19 protein-coding genes are annotated in these 19,182 nt (G+C 66.8%); 12 read left to right on the top strand and 7 right to left on the bottom strand.

The genetic code is table 11. The features are described from left to right. Positions 1–5 precede the first annotated feature (5 nt). From G6N33_RS14575 to G6N33_RS14565, 3 genes are read left to right on the top strand one after another with little or no spacing between them, the layout of a single operon-like run. Complete coding sequence (locus tag G6N33_RS14575) at positions 6–1,181, top strand: steroid 3-ketoacyl-CoA thiolase (protein ID WP_044508640.1); 1,176 nt, start codon at positions 6–8, stop codon at positions 1,179–1,181. An 8-nt stretch (positions 1,182–1,189) separates the two neighbouring features. Next, complete coding sequence (locus G6N33_RS14570) at positions 1,190–1,588, top strand: hypothetical protein (RefSeq protein ID WP_101528708.1); 399 nt, start codon at positions 1,190–1,192, stop codon at positions 1,586–1,588. A gap of 12 nt (positions 1,589–1,600) precedes the next feature. Further along, positions 1,601–2,047: a nitroreductase family deazaflavin-dependent oxidoreductase gene (locus G6N33_RS14565; protein ID WP_044508642.1), complete on the top strand. Its 447-nt coding sequence runs from the start codon at positions 1,601–1,603 to the stop codon at positions 2,045–2,047. Positions 2,048–2,139: 92 nt separating this feature from the next. On the opposite strand, the gene G6N33_RS14560 is transcribed toward G6N33_RS14565, so the two are convergent. Both G6N33_RS14560 and G6N33_RS14555 read right to left on the bottom strand, forming a co-directional pair. Next, positions 2,140–3,045, bottom strand: a complete 906-nt coding sequence (locus G6N33_RS14560) for an SDR family oxidoreductase (RefSeq protein WP_044508644.1) — start codon at positions 3,043–3,045, stop codon at positions 2,140–2,142. A gap of 15 nt (positions 3,046–3,060) precedes the next feature. Next, the gene (locus G6N33_RS14555) at positions 3,061–3,819 is read right to left on the bottom strand and encodes an SDR family oxidoreductase (protein ID WP_101528727.1); all 759 of its coding nucleotides are present in this window, start codon (positions 3,817–3,819) and stop codon (positions 3,061–3,063) included. A 104-nt stretch (positions 3,820–3,923) separates the two neighbouring features. Here G6N33_RS14555 and echA20 point away from each other — a divergent pair, with 104 nt between their 5' ends. The 4 genes from echA20 to ipdC are packed head-to-tail and all read left to right on the top strand — an operon-like array spanning position 3,924 to position 7,444. Beyond that, complete coding sequence (gene echA20, locus G6N33_RS14550) at positions 3,924–4,691, top strand: (7aS)-7a-methyl-1,5-dioxo-2,3,5,6,7,7a-hexahydro-1H-indene-carboxyl-CoA hydrolase (RefSeq protein WP_044508647.1); 768 nt, start codon at positions 3,924–3,926, stop codon at positions 4,689–4,691. A gap of 47 nt (positions 4,692–4,738) precedes the next feature. After that, complete coding sequence (ipdA, locus tag G6N33_RS14545; protein ID WP_044508648.1) at positions 4,739–5,620, top strand: cholesterol ring-cleaving hydrolase subunit IpdA; 882 nt, start codon at positions 4,739–4,741, stop codon at positions 5,618–5,620. Then, positions 5,617–6,363 carry a cholesterol ring-cleaving hydrolase subunit IpdB gene (gene ipdB / locus G6N33_RS14540; RefSeq protein ID WP_044508652.1) on the top strand — a complete coding sequence of 249 codons (747 nt, stop codon included), beginning with the start codon at positions 5,617–5,619 and terminating at the stop codon, positions 6,361–6,363. Before ipdA ends, ipdB begins: the two co-directional genes overlap by 4 nt. A 10-nt stretch (positions 6,364–6,373) precedes the next feature. Continuing rightward, positions 6,374–7,444: a (3aS,4S,5R,7aS)-5-hydroxy-7a-methyl-1-oxo-octahydro-1H-indene-4-carboxyl-CoA dehydrogenase gene (gene ipdC / locus G6N33_RS14535; RefSeq protein ID WP_044508653.1), complete on the top strand. Its 1,071-nt coding sequence runs from the start codon at positions 6,374–6,376 to the stop codon at positions 7,442–7,444. 157 nt (positions 7,445–7,601) lie between these two features. Here ipdC and fadA6 read toward each other — a convergent pair whose 3' ends face one another. The 4 genes from fadA6 to ipdE1 are packed head-to-tail and all read right to left on the bottom strand — an operon-like array spanning position 7,602 to position 11,360. Beyond that, positions 7,602–8,762, bottom strand: a complete 1,161-nt coding sequence (fadA6, locus tag G6N33_RS14530) for a steroid 3-ketoacyl-CoA thiolase FadA6 (protein WP_044508654.1) — start codon at positions 8,760–8,762, stop codon at positions 7,602–7,604. 13 nt (positions 8,763–8,775) lie between these two features. Continuing rightward, complete coding sequence (gene kstR2 / locus G6N33_RS14525; protein ID WP_044508655.1) at positions 8,776–9,384, bottom strand: TetR family transcriptional regulator KstR2; 609 nt, start codon at positions 9,382–9,384, stop codon at positions 8,776–8,778. 42 nt (positions 9,385–9,426) lie between these two features. Beyond that, positions 9,427–10,215, bottom strand: a complete 789-nt coding sequence (ipdF, locus tag G6N33_RS14520; protein ID WP_044508656.1) for a (5R,7aS)-5-hydroxy-7a-methyl-1-oxo-2,3,5,6,7,7a-hexahydro-1H-indene-carboxyl-CoA reductase — start codon at positions 10,213–10,215, stop codon at positions 9,427–9,429. Continuing rightward, the gene (gene ipdE1, locus G6N33_RS14515) at positions 10,212–11,360 is read right to left on the bottom strand and encodes an acyl-CoA dehydrogenase IpdE1 (protein WP_044508657.1); all 1,149 of its coding nucleotides are present in this window, start codon (positions 11,358–11,360) and stop codon (positions 10,212–10,214) included. The genes ipdF and ipdE1 overlap by 4 nt, the downstream gene beginning before the upstream one ends. Positions 11,361–11,534: 174 nt before the next feature. On the opposite strand from ipdE1, the gene fadD3 reads away from it, so the two are divergent. The 5 genes from fadD3 to G6N33_RS14490 are packed head-to-tail and all read left to right on the top strand — an operon-like array spanning position 11,535 to position 17,298. Then, complete coding sequence (gene fadD3, locus G6N33_RS14510; protein WP_101528726.1) at positions 11,535–13,073, top strand: 3-((3aS,4S,7aS)-7a-methyl-1,5-dioxo-octahydro-1H-inden-4-yl)propanoate--CoA ligase FadD3; 1,539 nt, start codon at positions 11,535–11,537, stop codon at positions 13,071–13,073. A gap of 1 nt (position 13,074) precedes the next feature. Then, positions 13,075–14,220 (top strand): acyl-CoA dehydrogenase family protein, encoded by a 1,146-nt coding sequence (locus G6N33_RS14505; RefSeq protein ID WP_044508659.1) that lies wholly within the window; start codon positions 13,075–13,077, stop codon positions 14,218–14,220. Next, entirely contained in the window at positions 14,217–15,173 is a 957-nt protein-coding gene (locus G6N33_RS14500; protein ID WP_044508661.1) for an acyl-CoA dehydrogenase family protein, read from the top strand. Before G6N33_RS14505 ends, G6N33_RS14500 begins: the two co-directional genes overlap by 4 nt. Then, entirely contained in the window at positions 15,170–16,132 is a 963-nt protein-coding gene (gene ipdE2 / locus G6N33_RS14495; RefSeq protein ID WP_044508663.1) for an acyl-CoA dehydrogenase IpdE2, read from the top strand. Before G6N33_RS14500 ends, ipdE2 begins: the two co-directional genes overlap by 4 nt. Then, positions 16,129–17,298, top strand: a complete 1,170-nt coding sequence (locus tag G6N33_RS14490) for a pyridoxal phosphate-dependent aminotransferase (protein WP_044508664.1) — start codon at positions 16,129–16,131, stop codon at positions 17,296–17,298. Before ipdE2 ends, G6N33_RS14490 begins: the two co-directional genes overlap by 4 nt. Here the strand turns inward: G6N33_RS14490 and G6N33_RS14485 are convergent. Next, positions 17,288–19,111 (bottom strand): fatty acyl-AMP ligase, encoded by a 1,824-nt coding sequence (locus G6N33_RS14485; protein ID WP_408632798.1) that lies wholly within the window; start codon positions 19,109–19,111, stop codon positions 17,288–17,290. The two genes, G6N33_RS14490 and G6N33_RS14485, sit on opposite strands and share 11 nt — an antisense overlap. Between the last annotated feature and the right edge of the window lie 71 nt (positions 19,112–19,182).

Raw genomic sequence — 19,182 nt, 5'->3', positions numbered from 1 at the left:
ACCGAATGGGTAACCCTGTCATCGTTGAAGCCACACGCAGCCCGATCGGTAAACGGAACGGATGGCTGAGCGGCCTGCACGCCACCGAGTTGCTGGGGGCCACGCAGAAGGCACTTGTCGAGAAGGCCGGTCGCAATTCTGGCTTTGAAGCCGGGATGGTCGAGCAGATCGTCGGCGGCTGCGTCACGCAGTTCGGCGAGCAGTCCAACAACATCACCCGGGTCAGTTGGCTTGTCGCGGGCCTGCCCGAACATGTCGGCGCGATGACCGTCGACTGTCAGTGCGGCAGCGGCCAGCAGGCCAACGGCCTCATCGCCGGCCTGATCGCCGCGGGGGCCATCGACATCGGCATCGCCTGCGGCATCGAGGCGATGAGCCGCGTGGGGCTGGGCGCCAACGCCGGGCCCGACCGCAGCATCCTTCGGCCCGCGTCGTGGGACATCGACCTGCCGGACCAGTTCACCGCGGCCGAGCGTATCGCCAAGCGCCGCGGCATCACCCGTGAAGACATCGACCAGTTCGGCTTCGATTCCCAGCGCAAGGCCAAGCAAGCGTGGGCCGAGGGCCGGTTCGACCGCGAGATCAGCGGCATCGAGGCGCCGGTACTCGACGAGAACAAGCAGCCGACCACCGAACGGCAGGTCGTCACGCAGGATCAGGGCCTGCGTGACACCACCCTTGAGGGCCTGGCATCGCTGAAACCGGTGCTCGAAGGCGGAATCCACACGGCGGGCACATCGTCGCAGATCTCCGATGGTGCGGCCGCGGTGTTGTGGATGGACGAGGACAAGGCCAAGGCGCTGGGCCTGCGGCCGCGGGCCCGCATCATCAGCCAGGCGCTGGTCGGCGCGGAGCCGTACTACCACCTGGACGGCCCCGTGCAATCGACCGCCAAGGTGCTCGAGAAGGCCGGCATGAAAATGGGCGACATCGACATCACCGAGATCAACGAGGCCTTCGCGTCGGTGGTGCTGTCGTGGGCACGCGTGCACAACCCGGACATGGACAAGGTGAACGTCAACGGCGGCGCGATCGCGTTGGGTCATCCGGTGGGCAGCACCGGCAGCCGGCTGATCACGACCGCGCTGCACGAGCTGGAGCGCACCGACCAGACCACCGCGCTGATCACGATGTGCGCGGGCGGCGCGTTGTCTACCGGCACCATCATCGAACGCATCTAGCGCGACGGGTGGTCGTCACCAAGCCGGTCCCCGCAACGGACCGCATCGCCGCGGCGCAAGCCTACATCGACGCGCTCGTCAGCCACGTCGGCGATGCGGTTCCATTCGCGCCGCGCTGCACCCGGACCGAGCAGGGGATCAAGAACGGCTTCTCCGGAAACCACTTGCGGCGCAGCCTCAATCGTGGTCTGCAGTATCGCCTGATCGCCGAGACGACACCGCCGGACTATTTCATCGTCGGCGACGAGGTGCGCGCCGAGTACGTGGTACTGACCAAGGCGGTATTCGGCGGCCGCAAGCTGGCCGCCCGGGTCGACGAAACGTTCCTGATCCCCGCCGAAAGCCCAGCCGGGCAAGCAGAAATCCAGCACATCAAGGTTCGGTTTCATCCGTTCATTCAGCGCTAAGGGGCCGAGCATATGGAAAAACCCAAAGCTCTCAACTCGCCCGTCATCGGCTTTTTCATCAAGTGGATGTCGAAGGGCAACGCGTGGATCTACAAGCGCAGCAACGGAAAACTGGGCGGGGTCTTCCAGAAGAGCCCGGTTGCGCTGTTGACCACGATCGGCCGCAAGACCGGCGAGCCCCGGGTGAGCCCGCTGCTATACCTGCGCGAGGGCAACCGCGTCATCCTGGTGGCTTCCCAGGGCGGGCGCGACAAGCACCCGTTGTGGTACCTCAACCTGAAGGCCAATCCGAAAGTCACAGTTCAGATCAAGGACGAGGTGCTGCCGTTGCGGGCGCGCGACGCCACCCCGGAGGAACGCGCCGAGTACTGGCCCAAGCTGGTGGCGATGTATCCCAACTTCGATGACTACCAGTCGTGGACCGACCGCGTGATTCCGGTCGTCATCTGCGACCCCTAGCGTCTCGGGACAGTCCGGACGGGAATCATCCGGACACGATGCCTTCAACGGCGGTGGATTCGTCATTCCCGGCTATTGGCCGGCCCGACTGGCTAGGCGCCGTAAACCGGAACCGGCGGGCGCGACTTGGCCAACAGGTCGGCGACGACGGGGCCCAGTTCGGCGGGGTCCCAACGCGCGCCCTTGTCGATCTGCGGTCCGTGCGCCCAGCCCTCGGCGACGCGAATCTTGCCGCCCTCGACTTCGAAGACCTTGCCGGTGACGTCGCGGGCTTCCGCGCTGCCAAGCCAAACCACCAGCGGGGAAACGTTTTCCGGTGCCATCGCATCGAAATCCTGGTTCTGCGTGGCCATCATCTCGGCGAAGACCGTCTCGGTCATCCGGGTGCGGGCGGACGGCGCGATGGCGTTGACCGTCACGCCGTAGCGGCCCATTTCGGCCGCGGCAACCAGCGTCAGGGCGGCGATACCGGCCTTGGCCGCGCTGTAGTTGCCCTGCCCGACGCTGCCCTGCAGGCCCGCGCCGGAACTGGTGTTGATGATCCGGGCCGCAACGGCTTTGCCCGCTTTGGACTGCGCGCGCCAATACGACGCGGCATGGCGCATGGTGGCGAAGTGGCCCTTGAGATGCACGGCGATGACGGCGTCGAACTCTTCCTCGCTGGTATTGGCCATCATTCGGTCGCGCACGATGCCGGCATTGTTCACCAGGACATCCAGACCGCCGAAGGTGTCGACGGCGGTCTCGACCAGGGCGGCGGCTTGCGCCCAGTCGGCAACGTTGGAGCCGCTGGCAACCGCTTCGCCGCCGGCCGCAGTGATCTCGTCGACCACCGCCTGTGCAGCGCTGCCGCCGCTCGCCGGTGACCCGTCCAGTCCTACACCGATGTCGTTGACGACGACGCGCGCGCCTTCGGCCGCGAAGGCCAACGCATGCGCACGACCGATACCGCCGCCCGCTCCGGTGACGATGACGACACGGCCGTCAACTAGCCCCATATTTCCTCGTCTCCTCTACTTGATCGCGCCGGCGTTCGTGGTCGCCAGATAGTGTGGCGGCTCGCCGCCCCCGTGCACCTCCAACGACGCACCGCTGATATAGCACGCGGCGTCCGACGCCAAAAACGCTGCGGCCCAACCGACATCCTCGGGCTTGGCCAGCCGGCCCAGCGGCACATTCTTCGAGATCGCAGCGATCGACTCCGCGTCACCATAGAACAGGTCGGCCTGTTCGGTTTCGACCATGCCGACCACGCAGGCGTTGACCCGAACCTTCGGACCCCATTCCACCGCCAGCGTCTGGGTGAGGCTTTCCAGCCCGGCCTTGGCCGCCCCATACGCCCCGGTGCCCGGTGAGGGGCGCCGGCCGCTGAGACTGCAGATGTTGACGATCGTCCCGCCACCGGGCTGGTTCTGCATTTTCTCGTTGGCAAACTGCGAAACGAGCAGCGAGCCAATGAGGTTGAGCTCGATGATTTTACGGTTGAACTTCGGGCTGGACTCGGCGGTCAGCACGTACGGCGAGCCGCCGGCGTTGTTGACCACGACGTCGAGGCGGCCGTGCCGCTCGACGATCGTGTCGATCAACGTCTCGACGGCCGCTTCGTCTCGGACATCGCAGGCATGAAATTCATACGGCAGACCCTCGACGGCGCGGCGCGCACACGTGACGACGGTCGCGCCCTGCTGGACGAAAACCGCGCTGATGCCAGCGCCTACCCCGCGAACCCCACCGGTCACCAGAACGACCCGCCCGGCCAGTCCCAAATTGATCGCCCCCGGGGAAAGGGGGCCTGCCTCGGCGCGAGTCACTGTGCTAGCGTACCAAGCAAGTGCTTGCTTAGGTAGTCGACCGCAATGTCTTCAGGAAGTGCCAATTGACGATCACATCCACCAGCACAGAACCGGGCATAGCCGCGGTCACCGTCAACTATCCGCCGGTCAACGCCATCCCATCGCGAGGCTGGTTCGAGCTTGCGGACGCGATAACCGCCGCGGGCACTGACCCCGACACGCACGTCGTGATTTTGCGGGCGGAGGGCCGCGGGTTCAACGCCGGCGTCGACATCAAAGAAATGCAGCGCACCGACGGTTTCACCGCGCTCATCGACGCCAACCGCGGCTGCTTCGCGGCCTTCCGCGCCGTCTACGAGTGCGCCGTACCCGTCATCGCGGCGGTGAATGGGTTCTGCGTCGGCGGCGGCATCGGCCTGGTCGGCAATGCCGACGTCATCGTGGCCTCCGACGACGCCACCTTCGGGCTGCCGGAAGTGGAACGCGGCGCCCTCGGCGCCGCAACGCACTTGTCACGGCTTGTGCCCCAACACATGATGCGGCGACTGTTCTTCACCGCGGCAACCGTGGACGCCGCCACCTTGCACCACTTCGGCTCGGTGCACGAGGTGGTGCCGCGCGACCAGCTGGACGAGGCCGCGCTGCGGGTCGCGCGCGACATCGCCGCCAAAGACACCCGCGTCATCCGCGCGGCGAAAGAAGCGCTGAACCTCATCGACGTGCAACGGGTCAACTCGAGTTACCGGATGGAACAAGGCTTTACCTTCGAGCTGAACCTGGCCGGGGTGTCGGACGAGCATCGGGACGCGTTCGCCGGTACCAGCAAGGGCGAGAAGGGCGAGAAGTCTTAGCCGCCGACGACGATCCAGAACGAAGTGATGAAGAGGAGCGGCGCATAGTGGCCGACAAGACAACAACATTGGACGAAGCGGTCGCGGGGCTGCGCAACGGCATGACCATCGGCATCGGCGGCTGGGGCTCGCGGCGCAAGCCGATGGCGTTCGTGCGCGCCATCCTGCGCACCGACGTCAAAGACCTGACCGTGGTCACCTATGGCGGTCCGGACCTCGGCCTGCTCTGCGCGGCCGGCAAGGTCAAGCGCGTCTACTACGGCTTCGTCTCGCTCGACTCGCCGCCGTTCTACGACCCGTGGTTCGCCAAGGCCCGCAGCGCCGGCCAGATCGAAGCACGGGAGATGGACGAGGGCATGCTGCGGTGCGGTCTGCAGGCCGCCGCACAACGGTTGCCATTCCTGCCGATTCGTGCCGGGCTGGGCAGCTCGGTGCCGGACTTTTGGGAGGGCGAGTTAAAAACCGTGACCTCGCCCTACCCAACGGATGGCGGCAACGAGACGCTGATCGCCATGCCGGCGCTGCGCCTGGACGCCGCCTTTGCCCACCTGAATCTCGGGGACAGCCAAGGCAATGCCGCCTACACCGGAATCGATCCCTACTTCGACGACCTGTTCCTGATGGCCGCCGACCGGCGTTACCTCTCGGTGGAGCGCGTCGTCCCGACCGAGGACCTGGTCAAGGCAGTGCCCCCGCAGGCGCTGCTGGTGAACCGTATGATGGTGGATGCCGTCGTGCAAGCACCCAACGGCGCCCACTTCACCACCGCGGCACCGGATTACGGTCGCGACGAGAAGTTCCAGCGGCATTACGCTGAGGCGGCATCGACCGACGAGGGCTGGCAGAAGTTCACCCAGACCTATCTGTCGGGCAGCGAAGACGACTATCAAGCCGCCGTGCGCGCGTTTGGTCAGGAGGCCGTAAAGTGACCGCCACCCGGGCCGAAGTGTGTGCAGTCGCCTGCGCGGAGTTGTTCCGGGACGCCGGTGAAATCATGGTCAGCCCCATGACGAACATGGCTTCGGTGGGCGCGCGGCTGGCTCGGTTGACGTTCTCGCCCGACATTTTGCTGACCGACGGGGAGGCGCAGCTGCTGGCCGACACTCCCGCGCTGGGGGCCCCGGGTGCCGTCGAAGGGTGGATGCCGTTCGGCCGCGTCTTCGAAACCCTGGCTTGGGGCCGGCGGCACGTGGTGATGGGCGCCAATCAGGTTGACCGCTTTGGGAATCAGAACATCTCCGCCTTCGGACCACTGCAACAGCCCACCCGGCAGATGTTCGGCGTGCGCGGCGCACCCGGCAACGCCATCAACCACGCGACCAGTTACTGGGTCGGCAACCATTCCAAGCGGGTGTTCTGCGAAAAGGTGGACATCGTCTGCGGAATCGGCTGGGACAACGTCGATGCCGACAATCCGGCATTCCGTTTCGCCAACACCTACCGGGTGGTGTCCAACCTCGGCGTCTTCGACTTCGGCGGCCCCGACCGGACCATGCGAGCGGTGAGCCTGCACCCCGGAGTGTCGGCCGACGAGGTGCGAGAAAACACCTCGTTCGAGATCCACGGGCTTGACGAGGCGGACGAAAGCCGGCTGCCGGCCGAGGAGGAACTGCGTCTGATCCGCGAGGCCGTCGACCCGAAGTCGCTGCGGGACAGAGAGATCCGGTCGTGAGAAGTCCGCTATGAAGCTGCGTACACCGCTGACCGAGCTGGTCGGAGTCGAGCATCCGGTGGTCCAAACCGGGATGGGCTGGGTCGCCGGGGCGCGGCTGGTGGCGGCCACCGCCAACGCGGGCGGGCTCGGCATCTTGGCGTCGGCCACCATGACATTGGACGAATTGGCGACGGCCATCGATAAGGTCAAGGCCGCGACGGACAAACCGTTCGGCGTCAATATCCGCGCCGACGCCGCCGACGCCGGTGATCGGGTCGAGTTGATGATCCGCGAGGGCGTCAAGGTGGCGTCATTCGCGCTGGCACCCAAACAGGAGCTGATCGCCCGCCTCAAAGAGGCCGGCGCCGTGGTGATTCCGTCGATCGGCGCGGCCAAACACGCGCGCAAAGTGGCCAGCTGGGGTGCCGACGCGATGATCGTGCAGGGCGGCGAGGGCGGTGGGCATACCGGGCCGGTCGCGACGACCCTGCTGTTGCCGTCGGTGCTCGACGCGGTGCGGGGCTCCAGCATCCCGGTCATCGCAGCGGGCGGGTTCTTCGATGGCCGCGGCCTGGCGGCGGCGTTGTCCTATGGTGCGGCCGGCGTGGCGATGGGTACCCGGTTCCTGCTCACTTCGGATTCGACCGTGCCGGACGCCGTCAAACAGCGCTATCTGCAGGCCGCCCTGGACGGCACCGTGGTCACCACTCGCGTCGACGGGATGCCGCATCGCGTGCTGCGTACCGGACTGGTCGAGAAGCTGGAAAGCGGCTCGCCGCTAAGGGGTTTCAGTGCCGCGCTGCGCAATGCCGCAAAGTTCAAGCATATGTCGCAAATGACCTGGCGGTCGATGATCACCGACGGCATGGCGATGCGCCACGGCAAAGAGATGACCTGGTCGCAGGTCGTGATGGCGGCCAACACGCCGATGCTGTTGAAAGCCGGACTGGTGGAAGGCAATACGGAGGCGGGCGTGCTGGCGTCGGGTCAGGTGGCCGGCATCCTCGAGGACCTGCCGTCGTGTGCCGAACTGATCGAGTCGATCGTGCGCGACGCGATCAAGCACCTGCAGTCGGCGTCCGCGCTGATCGAGGATTGATCCCGGGGCGCCGAGTGTGCAGTTACGGCTTTGACTGTGACGCCTCGGCGTGGTCTGCCCGGCGTGTCGGCACCCTGGACGCACACTGAAAGCCGCGGTGCGACACTCGCGGCGGTTGGCTAGTCCTGACCCATGAGTCTCGCACTGGGCCAGCGAGTTACAGCCGCTCGATGATGGTCACGTTGGCCGTCCCACCGCCCTCACACATCGTCTGCAAACCGTAACGGCCACCGGTGCGCTCGAGCTCGTTGAGCATCGTGGTGAACAGTTTTGCGCCGGTGGCGCCCAGCGGATGGCCGAGGGCGATCGCGCCGCCGTTGGGGTTGACCTTCTCCGGATCGGCCTTGACTTCCTTGAGCCACGCCATCACCACCGGTGCGAACGCCTCGTTGATCTCGATGGTGTCGATGTCGCCGATGGACAGGCCGGTCTTGTCCAGCGCGTAGCGAGTGGCCGGGATGGGACCGGTGAGCATGAACACCGGGTCGGCCGCCCGGGCGCTGATGTGGTGGATGCGCGCGCGTGGCGTCAGCTTGTGCTCCTTGACCGCCCGATCCGAGGCGAGCAGCACCGCGCTGGCACCGTCGGAGATCTGGCTGGCCATCGCCGCCGTGAGCCGGCCGCCCTCGACGAGAGTTTTAAGTCCGGCCATCTTCTCCAGCGACGACTCGCGGGGCCCCTCATCCACCCGGAACGGCCCCGATTCGCTTTCCACGGTGATGATTTCGTTGTCGAAGTGGCCGCTGCGAATCGCCGCGAACGCGCGCTCGTGGCTGGTTAGCGAGTACTGCTCCATCTCCTCGCGCGACAGGTTCCACTTCTCGGCGATCATCTCGGCGCCACGGAATTGGGAAATCTCCTGATCGCCGTAGCGGTGCAGCCACTGCTTGGACTCGTTGGTGGGCGAGGTGAAACCGAACTGCTCGCCGACCGTCATCGCCGACGAGATCGGAATCCAGCTCATGTTCTGCATGCCACCGGCCACGATCAGATCGGCCGTCCCCGCCATGATCGCCTGCGCGCCAAAGGAAATCGCTTGTTGACTGGAACCGCACTGGCGGTCCACAGTGACGCCCGGGACCTCCTCGGGGTAGCCGGCCGCCAGCCAGGAGAGCCGCGCGATGTTGCCCGCCTGCCCGCCGATGGCGTCGACGCAGCCGGCGATCACATCGTCAACCGCGGCGGGATCGACGTCGACCCGGTCGAGCAGCCCGCGCCACGCATGAGCGCCCAGGTCGATGGGATGGATCCCGGCCAGTGCGCCGTTGCGCTTGCCGACCGCGGTACGTACAGCGTCAATGACGTACGCCTCAGTCATACTTCAGACTCCTTTATTCCTTGGAAACTTCGGCCGTGATCCCACCGAGCACGATGGCGAGATATTGCCGACCCACTTGTTCGGCGGTGAGTGGCCCGCCGGGTCGATACCAGCGCACCGACACCCAGGTGGTGTCGCGGATGAAACGGTAGACAAGATCGACGTCGAGGTCGGGCCGGAAGTAGCCCTCGTCGACACCTTGATGCAGCAACTCGACCCACATCTTGCGCTGCTGGCGATTCATGTCCTCGATATAGGCGAACCGTGGTTGGGCCAACAGCCGCTGGGCTTCGTCCTGATAGATGACGACCTGCGCGTGCCGATGCTCGATCGCTTCGAACGACGCCATGAACAGTCCCTTGAGCCGCTCCAGGGGATTGGCCTGCGCCTCGATGATTTCGCGATATCGGGCGAACAGCCAGTCCAGGAAGCTGCGCAGCACTTCGTCGACCATCTCCTCTTTCGAGGCAAAATGGTGATACAGGCTCCCCGACAAAATCCCGGCGCCATCGGCGATGTCCCGCACCGTGGTGGCCCGCAGTCCGCGTTCGGCGAACATCCTCGCGGCGAGTTCGAGCAACTCGTCTCGTCGACTATTGGCCTGACCGGTCACGCGGTCCATCCGATCAGAGTATCAACCAAGCGCTTGCTTGGCCAGTTGGGGTCACGGATGCTGACTGGAGACCGAGATCACCTCGCCCGTGAGGTAACTCGAGTAGTCGCTGGCCAGGAAGGCGATGGCGGCCGCCACCTCCCACGGCTCGGCGGCGCGGCCGAACGCCTCCCCGGCCGCCAGCCGGTCCAGCAATTCGGCCGACGACGTCTTTTCCAGGAATTTGTGCCGGGCGATACTCGGGGACACCGCGTTGATGCGGACCCCGTACTCGGCGGCTTCGATTGCGCTGCAACGGGTTAGCGCCATCACCCCGGCCTTGGCGGCGGCGTAGTGCGACTGCGAGTGTTGCGCCCGCCAGCCCAGCACGCTCGCGTTGTTGACGATCACGCCGCCGTGCTTCGCGTCGCGGAAGTAACGCAGTGCCGCGCGGGTGGCTCGCAGTACCGAGGTCAGCGTCACGTTCAGGACGCGATCCCACTCCTCGTCGGTCATGTCCACCACCGCCGTTTGCCCACCCAGCCCGGCGTTGTTGACCAGCACGTCGATCCGTCCCAATCGGGCATTCGCCGAGGAGATCAGCGCGTCGACCTGCGCCGTCGACGTCACGTCACACACCACGTGCTCGACCCGGCCGAGTCCCAAGCCGGACAGTTCCTGGGCGGTCTCACCGAGCCGTCGCTCATGATGGTCCGAGATCACGACGTCGGCCCCCTCGGCCAGCGCCCGGCGTGCGGTCGCCGCCCCGATGCCGGTACCCGCGGCCGCGGTGACGACGACGACCTTGCCCGTCAGAAGCCCATGTCCGGCAATCTCTTTCGGAGTCTCGGACAGACTCATGCTTTAACCTCTCGCGGTAGGCCGAGCACCCGCTCGGCGATGATGTTGCGCTGAATCTCGTTGGATCCGCCGTAGATGGTGTCGGCCCGGGTGAACAGGAACAGTCGCTGCCACTCGTCGAATTCCCCTTCCGACAACGTCATACCCGGCTTGCCGATGACATCCATCGCGAGCTCACCCAGATCACGATGCCAATTGGCCCACAACAGCTTTGACACGTTGTCCTGGCCGGGCTGCTCGACGTCCATGGTGGCCAGCGCATAGGAGCGCATAGCCCGCAGGCCGGTCCAGGCCCGGGTAAGGCGCGCCCGGATGAACGGATCGTCGGCGGCACCGTTGCGCTGCGCGAGCTCGGCGAGATTGGAAAGTTCACGTGCGTAGCGGATTTGCTGCCCGAGAGTGGAGACGCCACGCTCGAAAGTCAGCGTTCCCATCGCCACCCGCCAACCGTCGCCTGGCTGGCCGACCACCAGCCCGGCCTCGGTGCGGGCGTCGTCGAAGAAGACCTCGTTGAACTCCGCGGTGCCGGTGATCTGCACGATCGGCCGCACCTGCACGCCGGGCTGATCCAGCGGCACCAGCAGATACGACAGGCCCGCGTGGCGCTTGGAACCTTTCTCGGTGCGCGCGACCACGAAACACCACTGCGACACGTGCGCCAAGGATGTCCACACCTTCTGCCCGTTGATCACCCACTCGTCACCGTCTAACTCCGCCGTCGTGGAGACGTTGGCCAAGTCGCTGCCGGCACCCGGCTCGGAGTAGCCCTGGCACCACAGCTCGGTGACGTCGAGGATGCGCGGCAGGAAGCGGCGCTGTTGCTCGGGGGTCCCGAACGCGATCAGGGTGGGGCCGAGTAGCTCCTCGCCGAAGTGATTGACCTTGTCCGGCGCATCGGCCTTGGCGTACTCCTCGTAGAAGGCGACCCGGTGCGCCGTCGACAGCCCGCGGCCGCCGTGCTCGACCGGCCACCCCAAACAGGTCAGCCCCGCCGCGGCCAGATGCTGGTTCCAGGCCCGGCGCTCTTCGAACGCTTCGTGTTCGCGCCCGGGGCCACCGAGGCCCTTCAGCGCCGCGAATTCGCCGACCAGATTGTCGGCGAGCCAATCTCGGACCTCCGCCCGGAACTCCTCGACATCCTGCATGCCCTGTAGGCTAACCTACCAAGCACTTGCTTTGTTAGGAGCGTCGCCGAAGGCCGCCGGGCAACGGGGAGGAGGAATAGCTTCCATGTGCCACGCCGCGACACCGCACCAGCTGCGACGACATGCCGCACGAGGTCGCAATCGGATATGTTTCGGCGGCGGCGAGCCGCGCTGATGACTCCGCGCACCGTGCCGGCGGCATTAGATCGCCTCGTCGAGCGGTCGCCCGACCAGCTCGCCTTGGTCACCGACGAACGCTCCTTCACCGCGTCCGAACTGCGCGACCAGGTATACCGCGCGGCCGCCGCGCTCATCGCGCTGGGCGTCGAGCACGGCGATCGGGTGGCCGTGTGGTCGCCGAACACCTGGCATTGGGTAATAGCCTGCCTGGCGATTCATCACGCCGGCGCCGCGATGGTCCCACTGAACACGCGCTATACCGCGGCAGAGGCCGGCGACATCCTGGCCCGCACCGGTGCGCCGGTGTTGTTCGGCATGGGCCGCTTCCTCGGCCACGACCGCGTGGCCGACCTAGACCGTGCGGCCCTGCCCGCGCTGCGGCACGTCGTGCGGATACCGGTCGACGGGCCGGAAACGGGTACCGGGACCTGGGACGAGTTCATCGCGCGCGGGAACGACACGGCGGCGGTGCCCGCCCGCGCCGCCGCCGTCCAACCGGACGACGTCAGCGACATCCTGTTCACCTCCGGCACCACCGGACGCAGCAAAGGCGTGCTGTGCGCACACCGGCAGTCCCTGTCGGCCTCGGCGGCCTGGGCGGCCAACGGCAAGATCACCAGCGACGACCGCTACCTGTGCATCAACCCGTTCTTTCACAACTTCGGCTACAAGGCCGGAATCCTGGCGTGCCTGCAAACCGGCGCGACGCTGATTCCGCACCTCACCTTCGATCCGCTGCGAGCGTTGCAGGCCATCGAGCAGCATCGCATTACCGTATTGCCCGGGCCGCCAACGATTTACCAGACGCTGCTCGATCACCCGGCACGCAAGGACTACGACCTGAGCTCGCTGCGATTCGCGGTGACCGGCGCCGCGACCGTGCCCGTCGTGTTGGTGGAACGCATGCAATCCGAGCTCGACATCGACATCGTGCTGACCGCCTACGGCCTCACCGAGGCCAACGGCATGGGGACCAGTTGCCGAGCCGACGATGACGCGGTGACCGTCGCGACCACCTGCGGGCGCCCGTTCGCCGGCTTCGAATTGCGCATCGACGCGGCGGTCCCCGGGGAAGCCGGCGAGGTACTGCTGCGGGGTCCCAACGTAATGCTGGGCTATCTGGACGACCCGGCGGCCACCGCCGCGGCCATCGACGCCGACGGCTGGCTGCACACCGGGGACATCGGCGCGGTGGACGAGAACGGCAACCTGCGCATCACCGACCGGCTCAAGGACATGTACATCTGCGGCGGATTCAACGTCTACCCCGCCGAAATCGAGCAGGTGCTGGCCCGGATGGACGGGGTGGCCGACGCCGCGGTGATCGGAGTTCCCGACGAGCGTCTCGGTGAGGTGGGACGCGCGTTCGTGGTGCCCCACCCAGGTGCGGAGCTCGACGAACAGTCGGTAATCGGTTATTGCCGTGAGCATTTGGCGAATTTCAAGGCACCTCGATCGGTGCGGTTCGTCGACGCGTTGCCGCGCAACGCGGGTGGCAAGGTGGTCAAACCACAACTGCGAGAATGGACCTGAATTGGATCTGGAACTAGACGAAGAAACCCTGGCCTTCCGGTCCGAGGTCCGCGAATTCCTCGCGGCCAATGCCGAGTCGATTCCCACGCAGTCTTACGACAACGCCGAAGGCTTTGCCCAGCATCGGCATTGGGACCGAGTGCTGTTCGACGCGGGCCTGTCGGTGATCACCTGGCCCAAGAAGTACGGCGGCCGGGACGCGCCGCTGCTGCACTGGGTGGTGTTCGAGGAGGAATACTTTCGCGCCGGCGCACCGGGCCGCGCCAGCGCCAACGGCACCTCGATGCTGGCCCCGACGCTGTTCGCGCACGGCACCGAAGAACAGTTGGACCGGATACTGCCCAAAATGGCTAGTGGCGAACAGATCTGGGCGCAAGCCTGGTCGGAACCCGAGTCCGGCAGCGACCTGGCGTCGCTGCGGTCCACCGCGACCAAGACCGAGGGCGGCTGGCTGCTGAACGGACAGAAGATCTGGAGCTCGCGGGCGCCGTTCGCCGAAATGGGTTTCGGGCTGTTCCGCTCCGACCCCACCGCCGAGCGCCATCACGGGCTGACGTATTTCATGTTCGACCTGAAGGCCACCGGGGTTACCGTGCGCCCCATCGTGCAGCTGGGCGGGGACACCGGCTTCGGTGAGATCTTTCTCGACGACGTCTTCGTGCCCGACGAGGACGTCATCGGCACGCCGAACGACGGTTGGCGGGCCGCGATGAGCACGTCGAGCAACGAGCGCGGCATGTCGCTGCGCAGTCCGGCCCGATTCTTGGCGGCCGCCGAACGACTGGTGCAGCTGTGGCAGGACGCCGGCTCCCCCGCCGAGTTCACCGACCGGGTTGCCGACGCCTGGATCAAGGCGCAGGCCTATCGGTTACAGACCTTCGGCACGGTGACGCGGCTGGCCGGCGGCGGCGAACTGGGCGCCGAATCGTCAGTCACCAAGGTGTTCTGGTCCGACCTCGACGTGGCAATCCATCAGACCGCCATCGACATTCGCGGCACCGACGGTGAGATCGCCGGCCCGTGGACCGACGGCCTGCTGTTTGCCCTGGGCGGCCCGATCTACGCCGGCACCAACGAGATCCAACGCAACATCATCTCCGAGCGGTTGCTGGGCCTGCCGCGGGAGAAGTCCGGAGGCACCAAGTGAAATTTGCGCTCGACGAACAGCAGCGTGACTTCGCGGCCAGCATCGACGCGGCGCTGGGCGGTGCGGACCTGCCCGGCGCGGTGCGCGCCTGGTCCGACGGCGACCTCGCCCCCGGCCGCAAGGTGTGGGAGCAATTGGCCGATCTCGGCGTCACCGCGCTGGCGGTGCCGGAGAAATTCGACGGACTCGACGCTCATCCGGTGGACCAGGTAGTCGCGCTGGAACGACTGGGGCGGTGGTGCGTGCCCGGGCCGGTCACCGAATCCATCGCCGTGGCACCGGTTCTGCTGGCCGAGCAGGCCGACCACAGCGCCGCGCTGTCCTCCGGGGAGTTGATCGCCACGGTCGCGCTGCCGCCGGACATGTCCCGCGCGGTAGACGCGCACGCCGCCGGCCTGGTTTTGCTGGCTGACGGCGACGAGGTCAGCGCGGCAACCGCGGGTGCGTGCCAGCGCTCGGTCGATCCCAGCCGCCGCCTGTACGACGTCACCGCGACCGGTGCGCCATGGCAGGCAGATATCCAGCGCGCCTACGAGTTCGGCGCGCTGGCCACCGCGGCGCAACTGATCGGTGCCGCCGAAGCCCTGCTGAGCGACACCGTCGCCTACGCCAAACAGCGCTCCCAGTTCGGTCGAGTCATCGGCTCGTATCAGGCGATCAAACATAAGCTCGCCGACGTGCACATCGCCATCGAGCTGGCGCGCCCGTTGGTCTACGGCGCGGCGCTGGCGCTGGCCGACGAACCGAGCACCGCGGCGCGCGACGTGAGCGCGGCCAAGGCAGCCGCGGCCGATGCCGGACTGCTCGCCGCCCGCTCGGCGTTGCAGACCCACGGCGCAATCGGTTTTACCCAGGAACATGACCTGTCCCTATGGCTGCTGCGGGTACAGGCGTTGCGCTCGGCCTGGGGCACTCCGGAGGTGCACAAGCGCCGGGTGCTGGAGGCGCTATGAGTGAAGAACGGGAACTGCTGCGCGACACCGTCGCCGCGCTGGTGGCCAAACACGCCAACCCGGCGGCCGTCCGCACGGCGATGGAATCCGAGCGCGGCTACGACGACGGGTTGTGGCAGCTGCTGTGTGAGCAGGTCGGCGCCGCCGCCTTGGTGATCCCCGAGGAGCTGGGCGGCGCCGGCGGGGAATTAGCCGATGCGGCAACGGTTTTACAGGAGCTTGGCCGCGCCTTGGTGCCCTCGCCGCTGCTGGGTACCACGCTGGCGGAGCTGGCGTTGCTGGCCGCGCCCGAGCCGGACACCGCAACGCTGGAAGCGCTGGCAGCCGGAACGTCAATCGGGGCGTTGGTGCTTGACGCCGACTATGTGGTCAACGGCGACATCGCCGACGTCGTCGTCGCCGCCACCCACGGCCGGGCCGGCGGCCGAGTGAGCCGGTGGACGCGCTTCAGCGCGCAACCCGCGACCACGATGGACCCGACCCGTCGGCTGGCCTCCCTCCAGCCGCAAGACACCGTCGAGTTTGGTCCCGACCCCGGGCTGGCCGACGCTGCGGCGATTCTGCTGGCGGCCGAGCAGATCGGGGCCGCCGAGCGTTGTCTGGAGCTGACGGTCGAATACACCAAGAGCCGGGTGCAGTTCGGTAGGCCGATCGGTAGCTTCCAGGCGCTCAAACACCGGATGGCCGACCTATACGTGACGATCGCCGCGGCCAAGGCCGTGGTGTCGGATGCCTGCACCGATCCCACCCCCACCGCCGCGGCGACCGCTCGCCTGGCCGCCACCGAAGCGCTGTGTACTGTGGCGGGCGAGGGCATTCAGCTGCATGGCGGCATCGCGATCACCTGGGAGCACGACATGCACTTGTACTTCAAGCGCGCGCACGGCAGCGCCCAGTTGCTCGGCACACCGGCACAGATGCTGCGCCGACTGGAATCAGAGGTGTTCGAGACCCCGTGAACGACTCGGTCGCACTGCGCGCCGGCATCCCGCCGTTCCACGTGATGGATGTGTGGCTGGCGGCCGCCGAGCGTCAGCGCAGCCACGGCGATTTGGTCAACCTGTCGGCAGGGCAGCCGAGTGTCGGCGCCCCCGAGCCGGTGCGCGCGGCCGCGGCGGCTGCTCTGCAGCGCAACCAGCTGGGCTATACCGTGGCCTTGGGCATACCCGAGCTGCGTACCGCGATCGCAACGAATTATCAACGCGTGCATGGAATTACCGTCGACCCCGATGCTGTCGTCATCACCACCGGATCGTCCGGCGGATTCCTCCTCGCGTTTCTGGCGTGCTTCGACGTCGGCGATCGAGTCGCGATGGCCAGCCCCGGCTACCCCTGCTACCGCAACATCCTGTCCGCGCTGGGGTGTGAGGTGGTCGAGATCCCCTGCGGCGAGCAGACCCGGTTCCAGCCCACCGCGCAGCTGCTCGCCGAACTCGACCAGCCGGTCCGCGGCGTGGTCGTCGCCAGCCCGGCCAATCCCACCGGAACCGTCATCCCCCCGGACGAACTGGCGGCGATAGCGTCCTGGTGCGATGCCTCCGGCGTGCGGTTGATCAGCGATGAGGTCTACCACGGTCTGGTCTATGACGGCGCTCCGCAGACCAGCTGCGCTTGGCAGACTTCGCGAAATGCCTTGGTGGTCAACAGTTTTTCGAAGTATTACGCGATGACCGGTTGGCGGCTGGGCTGGCTGCTGGTCCCGCCCGAGCTGCGCCGCGCAGTGGATTGCCTGACGGGGAATTTCACCATCTGCCCGCCGGTGCTGTCCCAGATCGCCGCCGTCGCCGCGTTCACCCCGGAGGCAACCGCCGAGGCCGACGGCAATCTGGACCACTACGCGGTGAACCGAACGCTGCTGCTGGACGGCCTGCGCGGCATCGGCATCGACCGGCTGGCGCCCACCGACGGAGCGTTCTACGTCTACGCCGACGTCTCGAACTTTACCGAGGACTCGATGGCGTTCTGTTCAAAGTTGTTGGCCGACACCGGTGTTGCAATCGCCCCCGGTGTCGACTTCGATCCCGTACAGGGCCACAAGTTCGTTCGGCTCTCGTTCGCCGGACCGACAAGCGACATCGAAGAAGCCGTGCGCCGGATCGGCCCGTGGTTGTCCGTCAGCGGTTGAACTTGCCCGCGAGATACTCGGTCCGGCAGGCGCTGCGGGCGAGTTTGCCGCTGGTCGTGCGGGGAATGGTGCCGGCGGCGACCAGCCGCATGTCAGCGACGCGTACCTGGTGGTTGCGTGAAATAGCCGCCCGCACCGTGTCGGCCACCGCACCCAGGTCGGCACGGCCGGCGCCGGCAGCCCGCTCGGCCACCACGACGAGCTGCTCGCCGGAGCCACCGTCGACCGCGCCGAGGTCGGCGGCGGGGACGGAGAACGCGGCGACGTAGCCGGTGCGGATGGCGGGCGAGGACTCGCCGACGGTGGTTTCGATGTCGAACGGGTAGTGGTTGCGCCCGTCGATAATGATCAGGTCTTTGATCCGGCCGGTCAGGTACAGCTCACCGTCCAGGTATACGCCGAGATCGCCGGTCGCCAGCCAGCAGCCGTGGTCGGCGGCACCCTCGGCATGGCTGCCGACGTCGAGCCGGGACTGCAGCTTGTTGCCGAACACCCGTCGGGTTTCGTCCTCGCGTCCGAAGTACCCGCGGCCGATGTTGTTGCCCTGCAACCAAATCTCGCCCACGGTGCCGTCCGGCACCTCGGCACCGTCCGGGCTGGCGATCACGGCCCATTGGTCGGGGATCGGCTGCCCGCAGGACACCTGGGCGACCGCACCCGGTGCGTCCGGCGAGACGACCACCGCACGGCCTTCGCCGAGCTGCTCGCGATCGAGATAGACGGCGCTGGCCGCCGCGTCCTGCGAGATGCTGGCCACCGACAGCGTCGCCTCGGCCATCCCGTAGGAGGGCTTGACCGCATTGGTGGGCAAGCCGTACGGGGCGAACGCGTTGGTGAACTTCTCGATGGCCGACATGGTGACCGGCTCGGACCCGTTGAGGATGCACACCACGTTGCTCAGATCCAGAGTCTCGCCGGCCGGCGGCAACCCGCGCTCCGAGGTCAGCTCGAAGGCGAAATTGGGGGCCGCGGCGAAGGTCCGGCCGTATGTCGACTCGATGCCCAATTGCTTGATCCAGCGGTACGGGCGGCGCAAAAAGGCCATCGGATCCATGATCGTGACATGCGCCCCGAAAAACGCCGTGAACATGATCATCATCAGCCCCATGTCGTGGAACAGAGGCAGCCAGCTCACCGTCCGGACGTCGACATCCAGCCCACCGCTCATCACCATCTGCATCGCGTTGGTGTAGACGGAACGATGCGTGATCTCCACGCCGGCCGGTGATCGCGTCGAGCCCGAGGTGTACTGCAAGTAGGCGATGTCGTCGGTGTCCAGGTTCGCTCCGGTGAACATCGCACCGAGTGTCTCTGGCAGCGCGTCCACGGCGATCATCCGCGGCCGCTGGTCCGGCGCCAGCGTCCGGATGAATGTCCGGACGGACTCGGCGGTGGCGGCCGTGGTCAAGACGGCGGCGGGCCGGGCGTCGGCCAGCACGGCGGCCAACCGCTCGGCGTGGCCGGACATGGTCGGCGCGAAGAGTGGGACGGCGATAGTGCCGGCGTAGACGGCGCCGAAAAACGCCGCGACATAGTCCAGGCCCTGGGGCGCCAGGATCGCCACCCGGTCCCCCGGCTGGGTTACCTGCTGCAGGCGGGCGCCGATCGAGCAAACCCGGCTCCACAGCTCATTCCAACTCAGCACCACCGGGTGTCCGTCGGGTTCCTGCGAATAGTCCAGAAAGCGGTAGGCGGGATCGTCACCGTGCAGGGACCGGTTGTGGTCGAAGTATGACGTCAGCGTCAGACCCTCGGGGACGTCGATCCGAAGCCCGTAACTATGGCTACGCGCCGTCTCGCCCGATGTGGGCACGGCAGTGCCCACCAAGTGATCCCGACTCACGGTAGGACAGATTAATAGGCGTCCGTGTTATTTGCCGCACT

The organism is Mycobacterium simiae, from assembly GCF_010727605.1.
In the GTDB taxonomy this organism is placed as follows: domain Bacteria; phylum Actinomycetota; class Actinomycetes; order Mycobacteriales; family Mycobacteriaceae; genus Mycobacterium; species Mycobacterium simiae.
Note: the sequence above shows the minus strand (reverse complement) of the source record. Positions and strands in the feature narration are given on the sequence as shown.

Coding starts and splice junctions, on each gene's coding strand:
- ipdE2 (WP_044508663.1), top strand. CDS start 15,170: ATGAGTGAAGAACGGGAACTGCTGCGCGACACCGTCGCCGCGCTGGTG.
- G6N33_RS14575 (WP_044508640.1), top strand. CDS start 6: ATGGGTAACCCTGTCATCGTTGAAGCCACACGCAGCCCGATCGGTAAA.
- ipdC (WP_044508653.1), top strand. CDS start 6,374: ATGAAGCTGCGTACACCGCTGACCGAGCTGGTCGGAGTCGAGCATCCG.
- ipdF (WP_044508656.1), bottom strand. CDS start 10,215: ATGAGTCTGTCCGAGACTCCGAAAGAGATTGCCGGACATGGGCTTCTG.
- fadA6 (WP_044508654.1), bottom strand. CDS start 8,762: ATGACTGAGGCGTACGTCATTGACGCTGTACGTACCGCGGTCGGCAAG.
- ipdE1 (WP_044508657.1), bottom strand. CDS start 11,360: ATGCAGGATGTCGAGGAGTTCCGGGCGGAGGTCCGAGATTGGCTCGCC.
- G6N33_RS14565 (WP_044508642.1), top strand. CDS start 1,601: ATGGAAAAACCCAAAGCTCTCAACTCGCCCGTCATCGGCTTTTTCATC.
- kstR2 (WP_044508655.1), bottom strand. CDS start 9,384: ATGGACCGCGTGACCGGTCAGGCCAATAGTCGACGAGACGAGTTGCTC.
- G6N33_RS14560 (WP_044508644.1), bottom strand. CDS start 3,045: ATGGGGCTAGTTGACGGCCGTGTCGTCATCGTCACCGGAGCGGGCGGC.
- fadD3 (WP_101528726.1), top strand. CDS start 11,535: ATGACTCCGCGCACCGTGCCGGCGGCATTAGATCGCCTCGTCGAGCGG.